This window comes from Limimaricola sp. (assembly GCF_016125575.1).
GTDB lineage: Bacteria > Pseudomonadota > Alphaproteobacteria > Rhodobacterales > Rhodobacteraceae > WGLM01.
In genome coordinates this window covers 684,996-705,920 of record NZ_WGLM01000005.1, presented here as the reverse complement: position 1 = coordinate 705,920, position 20,925 = coordinate 684,996, and the positions used below count along the sequence as shown (strand labels likewise).

18 protein-coding genes are annotated in these 20,925 nt (G+C 64.8%); 13 read left to right on the top strand and 5 right to left on the bottom strand.

Annotated features, from left to right (window positions below):
- The first annotated feature begins 80 nt into the window (after positions 1-80).
- From nuoG to GC146_RS14885, 13 genes are read left to right on the top strand one after another with little or no spacing between them, the layout of a single operon-like run.
- On the top strand, positions 81-2,102 hold the full coding sequence (gene nuoG / locus GC146_RS14945) for an NADH-quinone oxidoreductase subunit NuoG (RefSeq protein WP_291840373.1): 2,022 nt from the start codon (positions 81-83) through the stop codon (positions 2,100-2,102).
- Positions 2,103-2,145: 43 nt separating this feature from the next.
- Positions 2,146-2,508: a hypothetical protein gene (locus GC146_RS14940; RefSeq protein ID WP_291840763.1), complete on the top strand. Its 363-nt coding sequence runs from the start codon at positions 2,146-2,148 to the stop codon at positions 2,506-2,508.
- 16 nt (positions 2,509-2,524) lie between these two features.
- Positions 2,525-3,565 (top strand): NADH-quinone oxidoreductase subunit NuoH, encoded by a 1,041-nt coding sequence (nuoH, locus tag GC146_RS14935; RefSeq protein ID WP_291840371.1) that lies wholly within the window; start codon positions 2,525-2,527, stop codon positions 3,563-3,565.
- A gap of 1 nt (position 3,566) precedes the next feature.
- A complete protein-coding gene (gene nuoI / locus GC146_RS14930) occupies positions 3,567-4,061 on the top strand; it encodes an NADH-quinone oxidoreductase subunit NuoI (RefSeq protein ID WP_291840368.1) in 495 nt (164 codons plus the stop codon).
- Entirely contained in the window at positions 4,058-4,468 is a 411-nt protein-coding gene (locus GC146_RS14925) for a carboxymuconolactone decarboxylase family protein (RefSeq protein ID WP_291840366.1), read from the top strand. The genes nuoI and GC146_RS14925 overlap by 4 nt, the downstream gene beginning before the upstream one ends.
- Complete coding sequence (locus GC146_RS14920; RefSeq protein ID WP_291840364.1) at positions 4,465-5,070, top strand: NADH-quinone oxidoreductase subunit J; 606 nt, start codon at positions 4,465-4,467, stop codon at positions 5,068-5,070. The genes GC146_RS14925 and GC146_RS14920 overlap by 4 nt, the downstream gene beginning before the upstream one ends.
- Before the next feature lie 55 nt (positions 5,071-5,125).
- Positions 5,126-5,431 (top strand): NADH-quinone oxidoreductase subunit NuoK, encoded by a 306-nt coding sequence (nuoK, locus tag GC146_RS14915; RefSeq protein WP_291840362.1) that lies wholly within the window; start codon positions 5,126-5,128, stop codon positions 5,429-5,431.
- Between the two features lie 5 nt (positions 5,432-5,436).
- Positions 5,437-7,530, top strand: a complete 2,094-nt coding sequence (gene nuoL, locus GC146_RS14910; RefSeq protein ID WP_291840360.1) for an NADH-quinone oxidoreductase subunit L — start codon at positions 5,437-5,439, stop codon at positions 7,528-7,530.
- Positions 7,530-9,071 carry an NADH-quinone oxidoreductase subunit M gene (locus GC146_RS14905; RefSeq protein WP_291840359.1) on the top strand — a complete coding sequence of 514 codons (1,542 nt, stop codon included), beginning with the start codon at positions 7,530-7,532 and terminating at the stop codon, positions 9,069-9,071. Before nuoL ends, GC146_RS14905 begins: the two co-directional genes overlap by 1 nt.
- A 12-nt stretch (positions 9,072-9,083) precedes the next feature.
- On the top strand, positions 9,084-10,520 hold the full coding sequence (gene nuoN, locus GC146_RS14900) for an NADH-quinone oxidoreductase subunit NuoN (protein ID WP_291840357.1): 1,437 nt from the start codon (positions 9,084-9,086) through the stop codon (positions 10,518-10,520).
- Positions 10,510-11,265, top strand: a complete 756-nt coding sequence (locus GC146_RS14895; RefSeq protein WP_291840355.1) for a biotin--[acetyl-CoA-carboxylase] ligase — start codon at positions 10,510-10,512, stop codon at positions 11,263-11,265. The genes nuoN and GC146_RS14895 overlap by 11 nt, the downstream gene beginning before the upstream one ends.
- A gap of 11 nt (positions 11,266-11,276) precedes the next feature.
- Positions 11,277-12,050 carry a type III pantothenate kinase gene (locus GC146_RS14890; RefSeq protein WP_291840353.1) on the top strand — a complete coding sequence of 258 codons (774 nt, stop codon included), beginning with the start codon at positions 11,277-11,279 and terminating at the stop codon, positions 12,048-12,050.
- A complete protein-coding gene (locus GC146_RS14885) occupies positions 12,047-13,714 on the top strand; it encodes a ribonuclease J (RefSeq protein ID WP_291840348.1) in 1,668 nt (555 codons plus the stop codon). The genes GC146_RS14890 and GC146_RS14885 overlap by 4 nt, the downstream gene beginning before the upstream one ends.
- Before the next feature lie 14 nt (positions 13,715-13,728).
- On the opposite strand, the gene GC146_RS14880 is transcribed toward GC146_RS14885, so the two are convergent.
- From GC146_RS14880 to GC146_RS14860, 5 genes are all read right to left on the bottom strand, one after another.
- Positions 13,729-16,023: a S8 family peptidase gene (locus GC146_RS14880; protein WP_291840345.1), complete on the bottom strand. Its 2,295-nt coding sequence runs from the start codon at positions 16,021-16,023 to the stop codon at positions 13,729-13,731.
- Between the two features lie 90 nt (positions 16,024-16,113).
- The gene (locus tag GC146_RS14875; RefSeq protein WP_291840342.1) at positions 16,114-17,619 is read right to left on the bottom strand and encodes a DEAD/DEAH box helicase; all 1,506 of its coding nucleotides are present in this window, start codon (positions 17,617-17,619) and stop codon (positions 16,114-16,116) included.
- Positions 17,620-17,790: 171 nt separating this feature from the next.
- Positions 17,791-18,555 (bottom strand): hypothetical protein, encoded by a 765-nt coding sequence (locus GC146_RS14870; protein ID WP_291840339.1) that lies wholly within the window; start codon positions 18,553-18,555, stop codon positions 17,791-17,793.
- 149 nt (positions 18,556-18,704) lie between these two features.
- Positions 18,705-19,298, bottom strand: a complete 594-nt coding sequence (locus GC146_RS14865; RefSeq protein WP_291840337.1) for a hypothetical protein — start codon at positions 19,296-19,298, stop codon at positions 18,705-18,707.
- The gene (locus tag GC146_RS14860) at positions 19,295-20,890 is read right to left on the bottom strand and encodes a peptide chain release factor 3 (RefSeq protein WP_291840334.1); all 1,596 of its coding nucleotides are present in this window, start codon (positions 20,888-20,890) and stop codon (positions 19,295-19,297) included. The genes GC146_RS14865 and GC146_RS14860 overlap by 4 nt, the downstream gene beginning before the upstream one ends.
- Between the last annotated feature and the right edge of the window lie 35 nt (positions 20,891-20,925).

Below are 20,925 nucleotides of genomic sequence, written 5' to 3'. Positions count from 1 at the left end.
CGCGACGAGCCGCGTTAGAACCCCGCGACGGTTGCGCAAACAGGCGCGGACGCCTGGGCGCTGATAACGATAGGCTGGCCATGTCCGATCTGAAGAAAATCATCATCGACGGCAACGAACTGGAAGTGCCCGGGGCGATGACCCTGATTCAGGCCTGCGAGGCCGCGGGGATCGAGGTGCCGCGCTTTTGCTATCACGAGCGGCTGTCGATCGCGGGCAACTGCCGGATGTGCCTGGTCGAGGTCGTGGGCGGCCCGCCCAAACCGACCGCCTCTTGCGCTATGCAGGTCAAGGACCTGCGGCCCGGTCCGGAAGGACAGCCGCCTGTCGTCAAGACCAACAGTCCGATGGTCAAAAAAGCCCGCGAGGGCGTGATGGAATTCCTGCTGATCAACCATCCGCTGGACTGTCCGATCTGCGATCAGGGTGGCGAGTGCGACCTGCAGGATCAGGCAATGGCCTACGGCGTGGATTTCAGCCGCTTCCGCGAGGCCAAGCGCGCCGCCGAGGATCTGGATCTTGGCCCGCTGGTCGAGACGCACATGACGCGCTGCATTTCCTGCACCCGCTGTGTGCGATTCACCACCGAGGTTGCTGGCATCACCCAGATGGGCCAGACCGGCCGCGGTGAGGACAGTGAGATTACAAGCTATCTTGGCGAAACGCTGGCCTCGAACCTGCAGGGCAACATCATCGACCTGTGCCCGGTGGGCGCGCTTGTGTCCAAGCCTTACGCCTTTACCGCCCGGCCTTGGGAGCTGACCAAGACCGAGACCATCGACGTGATGGACGCGATGGGCAGCAATATCCGTGTTGATACCAAGGGCCGCGAAGTCATGCGCATCCTGCCGCGCAACAATGACGGCGTGAACGAGGAATGGATTTCCGACAAGACGCGGTTTGTCTGGGATGGCTTGCGGCGCCAGCGCCTTGACGTGCCCTACATCCGCGAAGCCGGCAAGCTGCGCAAGGCAAGCTGGGGCGAGGCGCTGGCCGCAGCCGCGGCGGCAATGAAGGGCAAGAAGGTGGCAGGCCTCGTGGGTGATCTGGCCCCGGTCGAGGCGGCCTTCAGCCTCAAGGCGCTGATCGAAGGCATGGGCGGACATGTGGAATCCCGCACCGATGGCGCAAAGCTGCCCGCCGGTAACCGTTCGGCCTATGTTGGCACGGCGCGGATCGAGGATATCGACGACGCCGAGATGATCCAGCTGATCGGCACCGACCCGCGGACCGAAATGCCGGTGCTGAACGCCCGCCTGCGCAAGGCGTGGAGCCGTGGCGCCACGATCGGGGTGGTCGGCCCGGCGGTGGACCTGACCTATGACTACGTTCATGTCGGCACGGATCGTGCCGCGCTGGAAACGCTCTCCAACCAGAGCATCAGCGACGAGACCAAGGCGAAGAAATCGCTGGTGATCGTGGGGCAGGGCGCGCTGACCGAGGCCGATGGCGTAGCGGTGCTGGCCCATGCGATGCGGCTGGCCGAGAATTCCAATTCGGGCCTTCTGATCCTGCATATTGCCGCCTCGCGCGTCGGGGCACTGGATGTCGGCGCCGTGACCGAGGGCGGCATGGAGGCCGCGCTGGACGGGGCCGAGGTGGTTTTCAACCTTGGTGCCGACGAAGTTGAAGTGGCCGCGGGGGCCTTCGTGATTTATCAAGGCAGCCACGGCGACCGCGGGGCGCACCGGGCCGACATCATCCTGCCAGCTGCGGCTTATACCGAAGAAAACGGCCTTTTCGTCAATACCGAGGGGCGGCCACAACTGGCGCTCCGCGCCGGCTTCCCGCCGGGCGAGGCGAAGGAAAACTGGGCGATTCTGCGTGCGCTATCGGCGGAACTGGGCGCGACACTTGCCTGGGACAGCCTTGCGCAACTTCGCCGGGCGCTGGTCGCGGCGCATCCGCATCTCGCGCGGATCGACGATGTGCCCGAGAATGACTGGCAGCCGCTGCCGCTGGCGACGCTGGGCAAGGCTGATTTCCGCACTGCTTTGCGTGACTTCTACCTGACCAACCCGATCGCGCGCGCATCGCGCCTGATGGCGGAGTTGAGTGCGGCGGCCGCCGCACGGGCCGGGCAGAGGCTGGCGGCAGAGTAGGGCGGGGGTGCGTGGCGTGGCTTCAGTGGCACTGGCGCTGGCGCTGGCGGGATGTGCCGCGCCGCAAGACCCGGCGCAGACGACCCCGCAGTCGGGCTCACCCGACTACATGGGCATCCGGACCGAACTTCTGGATGGCGATCTGGTGCGGTTCAAGGTAGCGATGCGCGGCACCTCCGATCCGCGGGCGGTGACGAAATACGCGGAATGCGCAGCCGCACAGTACACGTTGATCAGGGGCTTTGGTTTTGCCCGACATGTACGAACTCAGGTGTCTGAAGAGGCTGGAATCTGGCGCGCGGATGCTGTTTACACCATCTCGGCAGCCCTGCCTCAGGGCTCGCGAACGATAGACGCCGAAGTGACCGTCGCCGATTGCGGCGCGCAGCACATACCAACGGTGTAAGGCCAAGGGGACGACCATGGTGCATTTCTTCACCCAGACGAACCTCGGGATCGTGCTGATGATACTGGGCGAGTGCCTGCTGGTGCTGGTCCCGCTGCTGGTCGCGTTGGCCTTTCTGATGTACGCTGACCGCAAGATCTGGGCCGCCGTGCAGATGCGGCGCGGGCCCAACGTGGTGGGCGTGTTTGGCCTGCTGCAAAGCTTTGCCGACTTCCTCAAGTACATCGTCAAGGAAATCGTGGTGCCTGCGGGCGCCGACAAGGCGGTGTTCTTTCTTGCGCCGATGATTTCCTTCGTGCTGGCGGTCATCGCCTGGGCAGTGATCCCGTTCAGCGCGGGTTGGCAGGTTGCCAATATCAACGTGGCGATTCTTTACATCTTCGCGGTCTCGTCGCTGGAAGTGTACGGCGTGATCATGGGCGGCTGGGCGTCGAACTCGAAATACCCGTTCCTGGGCAGCCTTCGATCCGCAGCGCAGATGATCTCCTACGAGGTGTCGCTTGGCCTGATCATCATCGGCGTGATCATCTCGACCGGCAGCATGAACTTCGGCGATATCGTCGCGGCGCAGAAGGGCAACTGGGGCCTGTTCAACTGGTACTGGCTGCCACATTTCCCGATGGTGTTCCTGTTCTTCATCTCGGCGCTGGCCGAGACGAACCGCCCGCCCTTCGACCTGCCGGAAGCTGAATCGGAACTAGTGGCGGGCTACCAGGTGGAATATTCCAGCACGCCCTTCCTTCTCTTCATGATCGGCGAGCTGATGGCGGTGGTGCTGATGTGCGCGCTGGTCAGCCTGCTGTTCCTTGGCGGCTGGCTGTCGCCCATTCCCGGCCTGCCCGACGGCGTGCTGTGGATGGTGCTGAAGATGGCCTTTGCCTTCTTCATCTTCTCGATGGTCAAGGCGATCACGCCCCGCTACCGCTACGACCAGCTGATGCGGCTGGGCTGGAAGGTGTTCCTGCCGATGTCGCTGGCCTGGGTCGTGCTTGTGGCGTTCCTTGCGAAATTCGAAGTTCTTGGCGGGTTCTGGGCCCGCTGGGCGATGGGAGGCTGAGATGAGCCAGTTCGACTATACCCGCGCCGCCAAATACTTCCTGCTGCAGGACTTTCTGGCCGGCTTCAAGCTGGGGATGAAATACTTCTTCGCCCCCAAGGCTACTGTGAACTACCCGCACGAGAAGGGCCCGTTGTCGCCGCGGTTCCGGGGCGAACACGCCCTGCGTCGCTATCCCAACGGCGAGGAACGCTGCATCGCCTGCAAGCTTTGCGAGGCGATCTGCCCCGCGCAGGCCATCACCATCGACGCCGAACCGCGTGAGGACGGCAGCCGCCGCACCACGCGCTACGACATCGACATGACGAAATGCATCTATTGCGGCTTCTGCCAGGAGGCCTGCCCGGTCGATGCCATCGTCGAGGGGCCGAATTTCGAGTTCTCGACCGAGACCCGCGAAGAGCTGTTTTACGACAAGGCCAAGCTTCTGGCCAACGGCGACAGATGGGAATCCGAGATTGCCCGCAACCTTGAACTGGACGCGCCCTACCGATGAGCGATCCCGACTTCTTCGCGGCGATGACCCGGATGGGGCAGGATTGGGCCAAGGCGCTCAACCCGGCCCTTGGCGCGCTGACGCCCAAGGGGTTCGAGGCGCTGTGGCCGACTATGCCCAAGGAGATGATGGAGCAGTTCTTCGGCAAGGGACTGAACCCGCAAGGGCTGGACGCCAAGACGCGGCTTTTGCTGACGTTGGCGGGGCTGACGGTGCTGGGCGCACAGGCCGAGGCGCAGATCCGCCTGACCGTGCGCCATCTGACCGAGGCCGGCGCGACGCGCCAGGAGATTGCCGAGACCATTGCCCAGATGGGCATGTTCGGCGGCATCCCGGCGATGACCCGCGCAATGACGCTGGCCACCGAGGTGCTTGACGAAGAAAACGACAAGGAATCAGACGCATGACAGTCGTCCTCTTCACCTTTTATGCCTTTGCCGTCAGTACGCTTCTGGGCGGGTTGATGACCGTGATCAGTCGCAACCCGGTGCATTCGGTGCTGTGGCTGATCCTGTCGTTCCTGTCGGCGGCGGGGCTGTTCGTGCTTCTGGGTGCGGAATTCGTGGCGATGCTTTTGATGATCGTCTACGTGGGCGCGGTCGCGGTGTTGTTCCTGTTCGTCGTGATGATGCTTGACGTCGATTTCGCCGAGCTGAAGGCCGAGATGTCGAAATACATGCCGTTGGCGCTGCTGATCGGGGTGATCATCCTGATGCAGCTGGCGCTGGCATTGGGCGTGTGGGGCTTTTCGGACGGCTATCAGGGCCGGATTCTGGCGCCCGTCGGCACGGCCACCAACACCGCCGCGCTGGGGATGCTGATTTATGACAAATACCTGATCCTGTTCCAGTTGGCGGGCCTGATCCTGCTGGTGGCGATGATCGGGGCGATCGTTCTGACGCTGCGCCACCGCGTGGACATCAAGCGTCAAAGCCCCGTCGCGCAGATGATGCGCGACCCGGCCCTCGCCATGGAACTGAAAGACGTCAAGCCCGGTCAGGGGCTTTGATGCCGGGCCGGGGCACGCGCGTGGCCCGGGAAACGGGAAGGAAGGAAGCGATCCGATGATCGGACTTGAACATTACCTCACGGTGGCGGCGGCGCTGTTCGTCATTGGCATCTTCGGGCTGTTCCTCAACCGCAAGAACATCATCATCCTGCTGATGAGCATCGAGTTGATGCTGCTCGCGGTGAACATCAATTTCGTGGCCTTCTCGGCCTATCTCGGCGATCTGGCGGGGCAGGTCTTTACCCTGTTCGTGCTGACTGTCGCCGCCGCGGAGGCCGCGATTGGCCTTGCAATCCTCGTCTGCTTCTTCCGCACGCGCGGAACCATCGACGTTGAAGACGTCAACGTGATGAAGGGCTGAATTTCATGGCAACGATCATCCTGTTCGCCCCCCTGATCGGGGCCATCATCGCCGGTTTCGGCTGGAAATGGATTGGCGAGACGGCAGCCCAGTGGCTGACGACGGGCCTTCTGTTCCTGTCGTGCCTGCTGTCGTGGGTCATCTTCCTGTCCTTCGACGGTGTGACCCAGCACATCGAGATCCTGCGCTGGATCCAGTCCGGCAGCCTCGATACCTCCTGGGCGATCCGCCTAGACCGGCTTACGGCGATCATGCTGATCGTGGTGACCACCGTCTCGGCGCTCGTCCACCTCTACTCGTTCGGCTACATGGCCCATGACGAGAACTTCGGCGAGCAGGGCACCTACAAGGCTCGCTTCTTCGCCTACCTGTCGCTCTTTACCTTCGCGATGCTGATGCTGGTGACAGCCGACAACCTGGTGCAAATGTTCTTCGGCTGGGAGGGCGTGGGCCTCGCCTCGTACCTGCTGATCGGTTTCTATTATCGCAAGCCCTCGGCCAGTGCCGCCGCGATCAAGGCCTTCGTCGTCAACCGGGTGGGCGATTTCGGCTTTGCGCTGGGCATCTTCGGCCTGTTCTACCTGACCGACTCGATCCGCATGGATGATGTCTTTGCCGCGGCGCCCAAGCTGGCGACGACCGACCTGCATTTCCTCTGGACCACGTGGAACGCCGCGAACCTGCTGGGCGTGCTGCTGTTCATCGGCGCGATGGGCAAGTCCGCGCAGCTGTTCCTGCACACATGGCTGCCCGACGCGATGGAAGGCCCCACGCCTGTTTCCGCGCTGATCCACGCCGCCACGATGGTGACGGCTGGCGTGTTCCTTGTCTGCCGGATGTCGCCGCTGATGGAATACGCGCCGCAAGCCAAGGAAATGATCCTGTGGATCGGCGGCGCGACGGCGTTCTTCGCGGCCACCATCGGCCTTGTGCAGAACGACATCAAGCGCGTGATCGCCTATTCGACCTGCTCGCAGCTGGGCTATATGTTCGTCGCCGCCGGCGCGGGCGTCTATGGCGCGGCGATGTTCCACCTGCTGACGCACGCCTTCTTCAAGGCGATGTTGTTCCTCGGTGCAGGCTCGGTCATCCACGCGATGCATCACGAGCAGGACATGCGCAACTACGGCGGCCTGCGCAAGAAGATCCCCTTCACCTTCTGGGCGATGATGATCGGCACGCTGGCGATCACCGGCGTTGGCATCCCGTTCTCGAAAGAAATCTTCGGCCTGCCGATCGGCTTTGCCGGGTTCCTGTCGAAGGACGCGATCATCGAAAGCGCTTGGGCCAGTGGATCGGGCTTTGCCTTCTGGACGCTGGTCATCGCGGCGGCCTTCACCGCCTTCTACAGCTGGCGGCTGATGTTCATGACCTTCTACGGTCCGCAAAAGGGCAACGCCCATACGCATGACCATGCGCATGAAAGCCCGCTGAACATGCTGATCCCGCTGGGTGTGCTGGCGATTGGCGCGGCGTTTTCGGGGATGGTCTGGTACAATTCGTTCTTCGGTGACCATGCCAAGATGACCGCCTTCTTCGCGATGCCCGAAACCCACGAGGCCGCCAGCGCCGAGGGTGGCGCCAAGGCCGAGACGACGGCCGAGACCACCGCCGAGGCACCCGCCGCGGCCCTGCAGGGCGCGATCTTCATGGGCCCGGACAACCACGTGCTGGAGACGGCGCACGAGGCGCCGACATGGGTCAAGATCAGCCCGTTCATCGCGATGCTGGCGGGTTTCCTGCTGGCCTTCCAGATGTATATCCGCCGGCCCGACCTGCCTGCCAAGCTGGCAGAGGCGCAGCGACCGCTTTACCTCTTCCTGCTCAACAAGTGGTATTTCGACGAGATCTACGACTTTGTCTTCGTGCGGCCGGTCAAGGCGCTGGGGCGCTTCCTGTGGAAAGAGGGTGACGGCAAGATCATCGACGGCGGCATCAACGGTGTGGCCCTTGGCATCGTGCCCTATCTGACCCGCCTGGCAGGACGTGCGCAGTCTGGCTACATCTTCACCTATGCCTTCGCCATGGTGCTGGGCATCACCGCGATCCTGACCTGGATCTCGATCACCGGGGTCATCTCGCTTGGGGGGGCGCAGTGATGAGCAGCATTCTTTCCATCACCACGTTCATCCCGCTGCTGGCCGCCGCGATCCTGGCGCTGTTCCTGCGCGGCGACGACCACGCGGCGCAGATGAACGCCAAGCGCGTGGCACTGGCCGCGACCGTTGTGGTGTTCCTGATTTCGCTTTTCATCCTGTTCGAGTTCGAGCCCAATCAAGCCGGCTTTCAGTTCGTCGAGGACCGGACATGGCTGCTGGGCCTGCATTACAAGATGGGGGTCGATGGCATCTCTGTTCTCTTCGTGATGCTGACCACGTTCCTGATGCCGCTGGTCATCGGCGCTTGCTGGAACGTGGAAACGCGCGTGAAGGAATACATGATCGCCTTCCTCGTGCTGGAAACGCTGATGCTCGGCGTCTTCATGGCGCTGGACCTCGTGCTGTTCTACCTGTTCTTCGAGGCGGGCCTGATCCCGATGTTCCTGATCATCGGCATCTGGGGCGGCAAGGACCGGATCTACGCGAGCTTCAAGTTCTTCCTCTACACCTTCCTGGGCTCTGTGCTGATGCTGGTGGCTATCGTCGCGATGATCGCGATGGCCGGGACCGCCGACATCCCGACGCTGATGACCTACAAGTTCCCCTCCGCCGATTTCAATCTGCTGGGGCTGCACTTCCATGGTGGGATGCAGACGCTGCTTTGGCTCGCGTTCTTCGCAAGTTTCGCGGTGAAGATGCCGATGTGGCCGGTCCATACCTGGCTGCCCGACGCGCACGTGCAGGCGCCGACCGCCGGGTCGGTCGTGCTGGCCGCGATCCTGCTGAAGATGGGCGGTTACGGCTTCCTGCGGTTCAGCCTGCCGATGTTCCCCGTGGGGTCCGAGGTGATGGGGCCGCTGGTCCTGTGGCTCAGCGCCATCGCCATCGTCTACACCTCGCTGGTCGCGCTGGTGCAGGAAGACATGAAAAAGCTGATCGCCTATTCGTCGGTCGCGCACATGGGCTATGTCACGATGGGCATCTTCGCGATGAACCAGCAGGGCCTTGATGGCGCGATCTTCCAGATGCTCAGCCATGGCTTTGTCTCGGGCGCACTCTTCCTCTGCGTCGGCGTCATCTACGACCGGATGCACACGCGCGAGATCGACGCCTATGGCGGCTTGGTGAACCGGATGCCCGCCTATGCGCTGGTCTTCATGTTTTTCACCATGGCCAACGTGGGCCTGCCCGGCACCAGCGGCTTCATCGGTGAGTTCCTGACGCTGATGGGCATCTTCCAGGTCAATACCTGGGTGGCCGCGGTCGCGACCTCGGGCGTGATCCTGTCGGCCTCCTACGCGCTGTGGCTCTATCGCCGGGTGGTGTTCGGTGACCTGATCAAGGAAAGCCTGAAGTCGATCACCGACATGAACGCGCGCGAGAAGCTGATCTTCGCCCCGCTGGTCGCGATGACGCTGCTGCTGGGTGTCTATCCGGCGCTGGTCACCGATATCATCGGTCCGGCGACGCATGGGCTGAGCACGCAGGTCCAGGCCTCGCTGGCCGACTACGCCGCGTCGAACGCGGTTGCCGCGAATTAAGGAGCAAGGCCGATGATGTCCGCCGATCTTACCATTGTCCTGCCGGAGATCCTGCTGGCGCTTTACGCGATGCTGGCGCTTCTGGGCGCGGTCTATACCGGCAAGGACGACACCGCGAGCCTGCTGACATGGCTGACGGGCGGCGTGTTTGTCCTGTTGGCGATTTGGATCGGGACGACAGGCGGCGACCGCGTGACGGCCTTCGATGGCATGTTCATCGCCGACGGATTTGCCCGCTTCGCCAAGGTGACGATCCTGCTTTCCGCCGCTGCGGTCCTGGTGATGAGCCAAGGCTACATGGAGCGCCGGGGACTGCTGCGGTTTGAATACCCCATCCTCGTGGCACTTGCCGTGGTCGGCATGATGGTGATGGTCAGCGCGGGCGACCTGATGGCCCTCTACATGGGGCTGGAGCTGCAATCGCTGGCGCTTTACGTGGTGGCCAGCCTGCGGCGCGACAGCGTGAAATCGACTGAGGCCGGGCTGAAATACTTCATCCTCGGCGCGCTATCCTCGGGCCTGCTGCTTTACGGCGCGTCGCTGACCTACGGGTTTGCGGGCACGACGCTGTTTTCCGGCATCATTGCGGCCACGCAGGGCGGGGTGTCGCTGGGCCTGCTCTTCGGCCTCGTCTTCCTGATCTCGGGCTTTGCCTTCAAGGTATCGGCCGCGCCCTTCCACATGTGGACGCCGGACGTCTACGAAGGCTCGCCCACGCCGGTGACGGCCTTCTTCGCGACCGCGCCCAAGGTTGCCGCGATGGGCCTGTTCGCCCGCGTGGTCTTCGATGCCTTCGGTGGCGTGGTGGGTGAATGGCAGCAGATCGTGGCCTTTCTCTCGGTCGTCTCGATGTTCCTTGGCGCCATCGCCGCGATCGGCCAGACGAATATCAAGCGGCTGATGGCCTATTCCTCGATCGCGCATATGGGCTTTGCGCTGATGGGGCTGGCGGCAGGATCTGCCTTCGGTGTGCAGGCGATGCTGATCTACCTTGCGATCTACGTCACGATGAACATCGGCACCTTCGCCTTCATCATGGCGATGGAGAAGGATGGCCGCCCGGTGGTCGAGATCAAGGCGCTAAGCCTTTATTCCAAGCGCGAACCGCTGCGTGCGTTGGCGATGCTGGTCCTGCTCTTCAGCCTCGCGGGCGTGCCGCCGATGGTGGGTTTCTTCGGGAAGTTCTACGTGCTGCGCGCCGCCTATGATGCCAACCTCGGCTGGCTGGCCGTGGCGGGCGTGATCGCCAGCGTGATCGGCGCGTTCTACTACCTGCGCATCGTCTACTACATGTATTTCGGCGCCGAGACCGAGGCGCTGGACGGGCGGATGTCGCCGGTCCTCTGGACTGCACTGATGGGCAGTGCTGCGATCATGGTGTTCGGTGTCGTCAACCTCTTTGGCATCGAGCCGCTGGCCGCGGCCGCGGCGGCGACGCTTGTCCACTGAGGCCGAGCGGGACGGCTGGCCCGAGGGCTATGACCTCGTCATCCTCGACGAGGTCGACAGCACCATGACCGAGGCGGCGCGCCGCGCCGGCCTGATCGACCGGCCCACCTGGATCATGGCGCGCCACCAGACGGCCGCGCGCGGGCGACGGGGCCGGTCATGGGCGCATCCAGCGGGCAACCTTGCCGCGACGCTGGTCTTTCATCCCGATGCCACCCCGGCCGAGGCCGCTCGGCGGTCTTTCCTTGCGGCCAATGCCCTGTTCGAGGCGCTGGCGATTTACGTCGACCGCGGGCTGATGGGGCTTAAATGGCCCAATGACGTGCTGCTGTCCGGTGGCAAGGTGGCGGGAATCCTGCTGGAAAGCGCGGGCACCGGCCCGTTTATCGACTGGCTGTCGATCGGTGTTGGCGTGAACCTCGTCACTGTGCCTGTTGCGGCCAAAGGCGATTTTCCCCCGGTCAGCCTTCTTGGCGAAGGGGGCGAGTCGGTGGCGCCGGAGGTGTTTCTGACGACGCTGGCCAGTGCCTATGCCACGCAGGAAGACAAGCTGCGCACCTTCGGGTTTGCCCGCATCCGCGCCGACTGGCTGCGCCACGCGGTGCGGCTGGGCGAGACGATTACAGCGCGCACCGCGCGGGACGAGATTACCGGGATCTTCGAGACGGTGGACGATGACGGCGCGCTGGTGCTGCGCGAGGGCGGTACGCGCCATGTCATTCCCGCCGCGGACGTGTATTTCTGAAAGGGCAGGCAATGCTTCTGGCCATTGATTGCGGTAACACCAACACGGTCTTCTCGGTCTGGGACGGGCAGCAGTTTCTGGGCACTTGGCGCACCTCGACCGAGTGGCAGCGCACGGCAGACCAGTATTTCGTCTGGCTGTCCACGCTGATGGCCGCGCGCAAGCTGGACGTGACGATCGACGAGGTGATCATCTCCTCCACCGTGCCGCGCGTCGTCTTCAACCTGCGCGTCCTCTCGGATCGCTACTTCAACTGCCGTCCATTGGTTGTGGGCAAGCCCGATTGCCTGTTGCCAGTCGACCCGCGGGTGGATGCGGGCACGGCCGTCGGCCCCGACCGGCTGGTCAACACGGCCGGCGCATTTGACCGGCATGGCGGCAACCTGATCGTGGTGGATTTCGGCACCGCCACCACCTTCGACGTGGTGGATGATGACGGCGCCTACGTGGGCGGCGTGATCGCGCCCGGCGTCAATACCAGCCTCGAGGCGCTGCATAGCGCCGCCGCCGCGCTGCCCCATGTCGATGTCACCAAGCCGCAGCAGGTGATCGGCACAAACACCGTCGCCTGCATGCAATCGGGCATCTTCTGGGGCTATGTCGGCCTTGTTCGCGGTGTCTGCGACCGGATCGTCGGTGAAAGGGACCGACCGATGCGAATCATTGGCACCGGAGGGCTTGCATCCCTCTTCGCGCAGGGCGATGTGCTGTTCGACAAGGTCGAGGATGACCTGACGATGCACGGCCTGACCGTGATCCACAAATTCAACAAGGAAAACGCATGAGCCATGACCGCCTGATCTACCTGCCGCTAGGAGGCGCCGGCGAGATCGGCATGAACGCCTATGTCTACGGCTTCGGCCCGCCGGAACGCGAGCGGCTGATCGTCGTCGACCTTGGCGTGACCTTCCCGGACATGGACGGCACGCCGGGGGTGGACCTGATCCTGCCCGATATCGCCTGGCTGGAAGAGCGGCGTGACCGGATCGAGGCGATTTTCATCACCCACGCGCACGAGGACCATGTCGGCGCCATCGGCCATTATTGGGAACGCCTTGGCGCGCCTGTTCATGCCCGGGCCTTCACCGCCAACATCGCGCGGCGCAAGCTGGAAGAGCATGGTCTGCCGCCCAAGGTGGTGACCACGGCGAGCATCTGGCCAGAGACGATCAAGGCCGGTCCCTTCACCGTGGGCTTCCTGCCGGTCAGCCATTCCATTCCCGAAAGTTCCGCGCTGGTAATCGACAGCCCCGAGGGGCGGCTGATCCATACCGGCGATTTCAAGATCGACACGACGCCGGTGCTGGGCGACCCCTTCGACCGGGCCTTGTGGGAGGGCGTGGCCAAGGACGGCGTCAAGGCGCTGGTCTGCGATTCCACCAACGTCTTTTCGCCCTTGCCCGGCCGGTCCGAGGCGACGCTGGCCCCCGAGGTCGAAACGCTGATGCGCGAGGCGACGGGAATGGTGGTGGCCACAACCTTCGCCTCCAACGTCGCGCGGCTGAAGACGCTGGCCTATGCCGCCAGCAAGGCCGGCCGGTCTATCTGCCTGCTGGGCCGGGCGATGCGGCGCATGGTCGAGGCGGCGGTCGAGGTGGGTATTCTCACCGATTTCCCGCCCACGGTCAGCCCCGAGGACGCGCAGACCATCCCGCGCGATCACCTGCTATTGCTGGTCACCGGCAGCCAGGGTGAGCGCCGCGCGGCCAGCGCGCAGCTGGCGCAGGGGCCCTACCTTGGCCTGCGGTTGAAGGAAGGGGACACGTTCCTCTTTTCCTCCAAGACGATCCCCGGCAATGAACGCGGCGTGATCCGCATCATGAACCAGCTGAGCGAGCTGGGGGTGGACGTGGTCGATGACGCGGGCGGGCGCTATCACGTCTCGGGCCACGCGAACCGGCCCGACCTGGAGACGATGCACGCCATCGTGCAGCCGCAGATTCTGATCCCCATGCACGGCGAACACCGCCACCTGCGCGAGCATGTCAAGATTGCCCAGTCCAAGGGCATGGCCGGCGTCGTGGCCGTCAACGGCATGATGATCGACCTGTCCGGCAATGCGCCGCGCGTGGTCGACTACGTCGAGACCGGGCGCACCTACCTTGATGGCACGGTGCAGATCGGCGCGCTGGACGGCGTGGTGCGCGACCGCATCCGCATGGCGCTGAACGGGCATGTGACGGTCACGCTGATCATCGACGAGAATGACGAGCCGCTGGGCGATCCGTGGTGCGAGGTGATGGGCCTGCCGGTGACCGGCCGGTCCGATGCCGCGCTGGTCGACGTGCTGGAAGAGGACCTGAGCCAGTTCCTCAACCGCGCCGATGACAAGACGCTGCTGGACGAGACCAAGCTTGAGAAAGAGCTTAAGCGTATCGTGCGGCAGACGGCGCAGGCCGAGATCGGCAAGAAGCCCGAGGTTACCGTGGTGGTCAGCCGCCTGGGCTGAGGCGCACGGGCCCGTCAGAAGCTGACGGAGATGCCAAGGAACCCCGCCACGCCCTGGCGGCCGGCGACGTTGCCCGCGTTGATCTGCGCGGCAAGGCCCATGCGCATGGCCAGCGGGCCGGCCAGAGGGCGCCCGTATTCGAACCCCAGGTCCACCTCGCGCGCGGAGGGGGCCAGATCGGCCGCGGTGCTGGCAAAGGTGGCGCCGTTCGCCGAGAAGGCGACAGGCAGCGTCAGGTCCGCTTGGCCGCGGGTGATCGCCACCGGCGCGCGGGTGAACAGGGTCAGCACGTCGCCTTGGCGCAGCGCGTTGGCGCGGTCCAGCGCAATGCCGAAACGGTTGTAGCCCTGCGCACTGACGCCGCTGACCATGCCGCCCCCCGCGCTGGGGCTGGCCGCGCCGAACTCACCCTCGGCGCGCAGGGCAAGGCCGGGGGCGAGGGGGGCCGCGAATTGCAGGTTCAGCGCGGCTGCCGTGGTGCCGAAGGCCGCCGTCGCGCCGGGGGCGGTCACGCCAAGGGCCGCGCCCTTTTCCGAGAATGCGGAAACGCCCAGCCGAAGTGCCGCGCGCCCGATGTCGAGGTCATGCGAGAGGTTGACGCCGTTAACCCCGTCCGCGCCCCGCAGCGTCTCGATCCGTGTCGCGCCCATCACCACGCCCGGCCCGGTGCCGCCCGCGAAGGTCAGCGCGCCGCTGGCCGTCTCGAACACGTCGCGATGATCGAGGGCGGCGCGCGCCTCTTGCCGCGACAGGGCCGTGCCGTAGCTGACCTGATCGGCGTAAAGCCCGGCATCCTGCAGCCGCGCGCCTTGCAACAGCGACGCCGTACTACCCGGCGAGACGGCCGCAAGCGTGCTGGCGGGTGCGCTGAAATCACCCCCCATCTGGTCAAGGTAGATGACACGCGCGCGGCCTAGCGAGGCGGCGATGGCATTGCCGCTGGCACTGCCGCCCGCGATGGCCGCCTGTCCAGCGGGTAGCCGTCCGCCACTGGCCAAGGGCACCACGACATCACCGATCGGCAGAAGTGCTGCGCGAAGGTCCAGAAACCCCATCCCGAATTCATCGCTGTAGGCGTGGTTGATGCCGTTGACGTTGGTTGTGCCGTCCGCGGTGAAAAAACCGTTATCGGCCGTCACCAACAGCCGGTCGCGCAATTGCTGTGGCGTGAGGTCGGGGAAAGCCTCGGCCAGAAGGCCAAGCGCGCCTGTCACCTGCGGTGCGGCGAACGAGGCGCCCTCGCCGATGGAATAGCCGCTGGGATCGGTCGTGTCGGCGATCACGGTTTGCCCGTTTGCCGTCATGCAATAAGTGGCCGTCTCGGCGCAGGGTGCCGAGATGCGGTCGGCCGAGGCAACGCTTAGGCCATCGCCGTTCATCGTCGGGATGGCGTTGATGACCGTGATCCAACTGGGCGCGAGATCGGGAAACGCGGTGGGCAGGCCTGCGATGGCACTCATCGAGGTGGCGGCATAGTCGTTCTGGGCTGCGAAGACGACAACGCCCGTCGCGGCAAAGCTGCGCAGGTCGGCCAGATAGGTCGCCTGCCCGCCAGTGGAGAAGGTGTTGCTGACATTGGTGTTGGCGACCGTTTCGGACGCAATACCCCATGAATTGTTAACGGCGATCGCACCGGTGCTGGCCGCGTCCAGCATGTATTGGCCCAAGGCATTCCAGTTCAGGTTTGCGCTGTAGTTCAGGTAGCCGTGAAACAGGTTTGCATTGGGCGCAAACCCGATCATCTCGCCGTCCGCGCCGCTGCCGACCATCACCGAGGCGACTGCGTTGCCGTGAAACTCTGACGATGGGTGGGTGGCGGGCGCATTGTCGAGCGTCAACACCTTGTTGCCCAGCTGCGGGTTCGACGTGTCGATCGAATCGTCGATCATGCCAAGGGTCACGCCCGCGCCGGTAAGGCCGGTGGAAAAGGCATAATCGAGATGTGCCTCAAGCAGCGCGTTCGAGGTGACGTTGCGGCCGGAATTGCCATAAACGGGGCTGCCCGCCACCTGCATGCGGTAGGTGACGGTGCTGTTGAGGAACGAAGCCCAGTTGCGCACCGCATCGACCGCTGTGGAATTGAACGCCGTCACGAAATAGCGGTTCCACGGGAATGGGTTGGATCCGATCGGGCCACCACCGGTGATCGCCGTCGCCAGCGCCGTGGCTGGCGTGATCGTCGTCAGGTTGCCCGCACCAGCGGTGTTGCCGCCACTGCTGGATCCGCCGCCGCAGCCAGCCAGAGCCACGCTTGCGCCGATGGCGAGGATCGTGCCGAACCGGTGCGAGGGGCGGACAAGGTTCGGCATGGGCGCGCTCCGAAGCGGGAATGATGCCCCAAGTTTCGGGTGCGCCAGTGGCGTGCGCAAGGCCCAGTTTGGCCCTGCGCCGGGAATTGCTCAGCCCTTGCGCCGCTCGTCGAAGCTGAAGGCGATGAAGCTGGGGACGTCCTCGCCAAGGCCCTGCACGTTCCCGTCGCGCGATGCACGGTCGCGGCCACGTTCCGGTTTGCGTTCGGCTTTCGGCTCGGGTTTGGCGTCCGGCGCGCGTTCGGTCCGGCGCGGCTCGCGGCGCGGTTTCGGCGGTGCGGCTTCGGTCTGCGGAGCGGCACTTTCGGCGACCACTTCAGCAGGGGCCTCGGCGGCCGGTGCCGGAGCGCGGGACGTTTTGCCACGGCCACCACGGCTGCGGCTGCTGCGCGCGGCGGGGGCGGGTGCGTCCGTTTCGGCAGCATCATTCGCAGGCGCGGCGCGATCGCCCAGCGGGTTGGACAGCCGCGGAATGGTGTTCTGCACCAGCCGTTCGATCGCATCGAGGTTCTTTTCGTCGCGGGGTGCGCAGATCATTACCGTCGCACCCTTGCGCCCGGCCCGGCCGGTGCGGCCGATGCGGTGGACATAATCCTCGGCATGGCTCGGCACGTCGTAGTTGAAGACGTGGCTGACGGCCGGAATATCCAGACCCCGCGCGGCCACATCCGACGCGATCAGGAACTTGATTGTTCCGTCGCGAAAGCCGTCAAGCGTGCGCATCCGCTGGCTTTGTTCTAGGTCGCCATGGATCGGCTCGGCGTTATAGCCGTTCTTTTTCAGCGACTTGGCAACGATGTCGACATCGGTCTTGCGGTTGCAGAAGATGATGGCATTGGTGCAGACGTCACCCTCGGCATCGATCAGCGCGCGCAGCAGCGCGCGTTTCTCGGTACCCTCGTTCTCGCGGCGGGACCCGCGGAACATCACCACGCCCTGGCTGATGTTTTCGCCAGTGGTGGCCGCGCGGGCGACCTCGATCTTTTCCGGGTTCGACAGGAACATGTTGGTGATCCGTTCGATCTCGGGCGCCATGGTGGCCGAGAAGAACAGTGTTTGCCGGGTGAACGGGGTCAGGTTGAAGATGCGCTCGATATCGGGGATGAAGCCCATGTCGAGCATCCGGTCAGCCTCGTCCACGACCATGATCTGCACGCCGGTCAGCAGCAGCTTGCCGCGCTCGAAATGGTCAAGCAGGCGTCCGGGCGTGGCAATCAGCACATCCACGCCGCGGTCGATCGCGGCATCCTGCTCCTTGAAGCTGACGCCACCGATCAGCAGCGCCTTTGTCAGCTTGGTGTATTTCGCGTAGGTATCGAAGTTCTCGGCGACTTGGGCGGCAAGTTCGCGCGTCGGGCAAAGCACGAGGCTGCGCGGCATACGCGCGCGCGCGCGCCCGCGTCCCAAGAGGGTGACCATCGGCAACACGAATCCGGCTGTCTTGCCGGTGCCGGTCTGGGCGATGCCCAAGACGTCGCGGCCTTGCAGCGCTGGCGGGATGGCACCTGCCTGGATCGGGGTGGGGGTTTCGTAGCCGGCATCGGCGACGGCCTTGAGAACCTTGGGATCAAGGTTCAGATCGGAAAATTTGGTCATGTACGTCCTGATAATGCGGTATCGGACCGCAAGGGTTCAAGGGACGCAACGAACCGGGCGTCCCGGCGTCTCGAATTGCCCCGGGTGAGGCAGGCTGGCCCTATCGGAAAAACCCGTGCGGGTCAAGGATTGTGCCGCGGCGCGGCGATGGGGCCAGATATCGGGTGCGACTTAACTGCCAGTGCTTTTGGCGGCGCGCATCAGCGACAGACGGCGAAAGAGCGTGCCGGGATCGCGGTTCAGCAGGTCGAGCAGGTGCTGGGCCAGTGGGCCGACCTCGGGCGCCTTTTCGGCAGCGCGCCAGAGCGGGGCCAGCAGGTTCGCCTCCAGATCGCCGCCAAGCAGCGCGAAGCCGGGCATGCCCATCGGCAAGGGCCCGTCGCGCAGCGTGTCGGCTGGAAAGGGCTGATCCGGGGCAAGGCCGGAATATTGTCGTTCGGCCTCGTAAAGTTTCATCAGCGAAAAGAGCACGTTGAAGGATTGGGCAAGGTGGCGGTCGGGAGCGGTACTGGCATGATCGGCGAAGGTGACGATGGCCGAGATCAGCCAGCGCGTGGGCAGCGAATGCAACAGATGCACTTCATGCTCGGCCCAGATCCGGCGGAAAAGAGCGGCGGTGTGGGCCGGCTGGCGGCGTTTGCGCAGGTGCGCGATGGTCAACGCGTGCAGCAGGGCCAGTTCGGAATGGCCTGCCAGTTCGATCATCAGCGCGTGACGTTTGCGGGTGTAGACGCTGGCGCGGGGCGGCAAGGGGGGCGGCGCAGGCGGCAACGGCGTGGCGGCAAGGCGCAAAAGGTCGGTGTCGAGCGGCGGCAGCTCTTCGCCGGGGGCCGGGTTCAGCCGGGCGCGGCGGATCTGCCACTGCGCGATCAGCGTTTCGACCCCGCCCGGAAATGTCTCGGTCTCGCCCAGTCTCAGCCGCTTCGCCCGCGCCATCGTTCCACCGTTTGCCTGTCAGGCACAGGATTGCCGGGCGCGCGGGCAAAGGCAACCGTTGCGCGTGGGGCATGCGGCAGAGAGGGGGCGCTGCCCCCCGGCCCCGTGCCGGGGCCTCCCCCCGGAGTATTTGCGGCCAGAAGAAGGGCTCAGGCGGCGCCGGGGTGAAGGGCCGGGCGATAGCCTGCGGCCAGCGCGGCGATGATGGGGCGGGGCGTGAGAAGCGTGACAGTAGCCGTCGGCGGGCGAACGAGAGGCGCGCCGTAGCCGTCGGGTGCGATCGGGCGCAGGTGAGGGCCGAGAACCAGGTGGGGCTGGCCCTGCCAAAGGATTACGGTGGCGTCGGGCAGGGTGGCGAGCGACGCGGTGGCGCGCGGCCCGGTGCGGGCGGCATGAAGGGCCGCGTCGATTTCGGGGGCCTTGGGCCGCTGGCCTGTGGCCGTGGCCCAAGCCGCCTGGAACGCGGTGAAGGCGGCTCGGCGGCATTCGGCGCAGGGGCGGTGCCCGGCGGCCAGCGCGACCGCCTCGTCAAGAAAGAACAGCTCGGTATAGTGGTGCGGCGCCATGATCTGGCGGTGGCGGTCTTTGAAGGCGAGACGGCAGCAGATCCACGCCTTGTGGGCCCAGCGGCGGGTGATCCGACCCGCCGCGTCATGCAGGATACCCCGGTTGCCCATGAATTGGCCGCGCGCGGGGTGGGCCACGATCTCGCCCGTGGCGAGGACGCGGTTCTGGCGCGTCACACCATCATTTCCTTGGTCGCGGTCAGCCGGATCTCGGGATAGTCGCGCCCGACGCGGTCGATGTCCCATTGCAGGCGGGTGAGATAGACGAGGTCGCCATCATTGTCGGTGGCGATGTGCTGCTTGTTGGCGGCGACGAATTTCTCGACCGCCATTTTCTCGCCCGCGACCCAGCGGGCGGAGGTGAATTGCGACGCCTCGAAGCGGACGGGCAGGCCGTATTCCAGCTCGATCCGGGAGGCCAGCACCTCGAATTGCAGGGCGCCCACGACGCCCACGATGAAGCCAGACCCGAAAGAAGGCTTGAAGACCTTGGCGGCCCCTTCCTCGGCAAATTGCATCAGCGCCTTTTCAAGGTGCTTGGCCTTCATCGGGTCGCCGGCGCGCACGGTCTGCAGCAGTTCCGGCGCAAACGAGGGGATGCCGGTGACGCGGATCGCCTCGCCCTCGGTCAGGGTGTCGCCGATGCGCAACTGGCCGTGGTTGGGGATGCCGATGATGTCGCCGGCCCAGGCTTCTTCGGCCAGCTCACGGTCGGCGGCAAGGAAGAGAACGGGGTTGGTGATTGCCATCTGTTTTTTCGAGCGGACATGCAGCAGCTTCATGCCGCGGGCGAAATGGCCCGAGGCGAGGCGCACGAAGGCCACGCGGTCGCGGTGCTTGGGGTCCATGTTGGCCTGCACCTTGAAGACGAAACCGGCGACCGTCGGCTCTTCCGGGGCAATCGCTCGGGGCTCGGCTCGCTGCACCTGTGGTTCGGGGCCATAGGTGCCGATCCCGTTCATCAATTCGCGCACGCCGAAGGAGTTGATGGCCGAGCCGAACCAGATCGGAGTCATCGAGCCGTTCAGGACGGCGGCCTGATCGAGCTTTGGCAGCAATTCGCGTGCCATCTCGATTTCCTCGAAGAACTGTTCCAGCAAATGCGCGGGGACGTGTTCGCGCAGCTTGGGATCGTCAAGGCCCTCGATCGCGATGGATTCCGCCACGCGGTTGCGATCGGCGCGGTCCATAAGCTCCAGCCGATCGCGCAAGAGGTCGTAGCAACCGATGAAATCGCGCCCCACGCCGATGGGCCAGCTGGCCGGCGTGACGTCGATGGCGAGGTTTTCCTGGATCTCGTCGATGATCTCGAAGGTGTCGCGGCTTTCGCGGTCCATCTTGTTGCAGAAGGTCAGGATCGGCAGGTCGCGCAGCCGGCAAACCTCGAACAGTTTCTGGGTCTGGCTTTCCACACCCTTGGCGCCGTCAATGACCATCACCGCGCAATCGACCGCAGTCAGCGTGCGATACGTGTCCTCGGAAAAGTCCGAGTGGCCGGGCGTGTCGACAAGGTTGAACCGGAACTCCTTGAAATCGAACGACATCGCCGAGGCCGAGACCGAGATGCCGCGGTCCTTTTCCATCTGCATGAAGTCCGACCGCGTACGCCGCGCCTCGCCCTTGGCGCGGACCTGACCGGCCATCTGGATTGCGCCGCCGAACAGCAGGAATTTCTCTGTCAGCGTGGTCTTGCCGGCGTCGGGGTGCGAGATGATCGCGAAGGTCCGGCGGCGGGCGATTTCGGGCGGAAGGGGGGCGCGGTTCGACATGCGCGGCCTATAGCCGGGCGGCGGCGAAAGGGCAA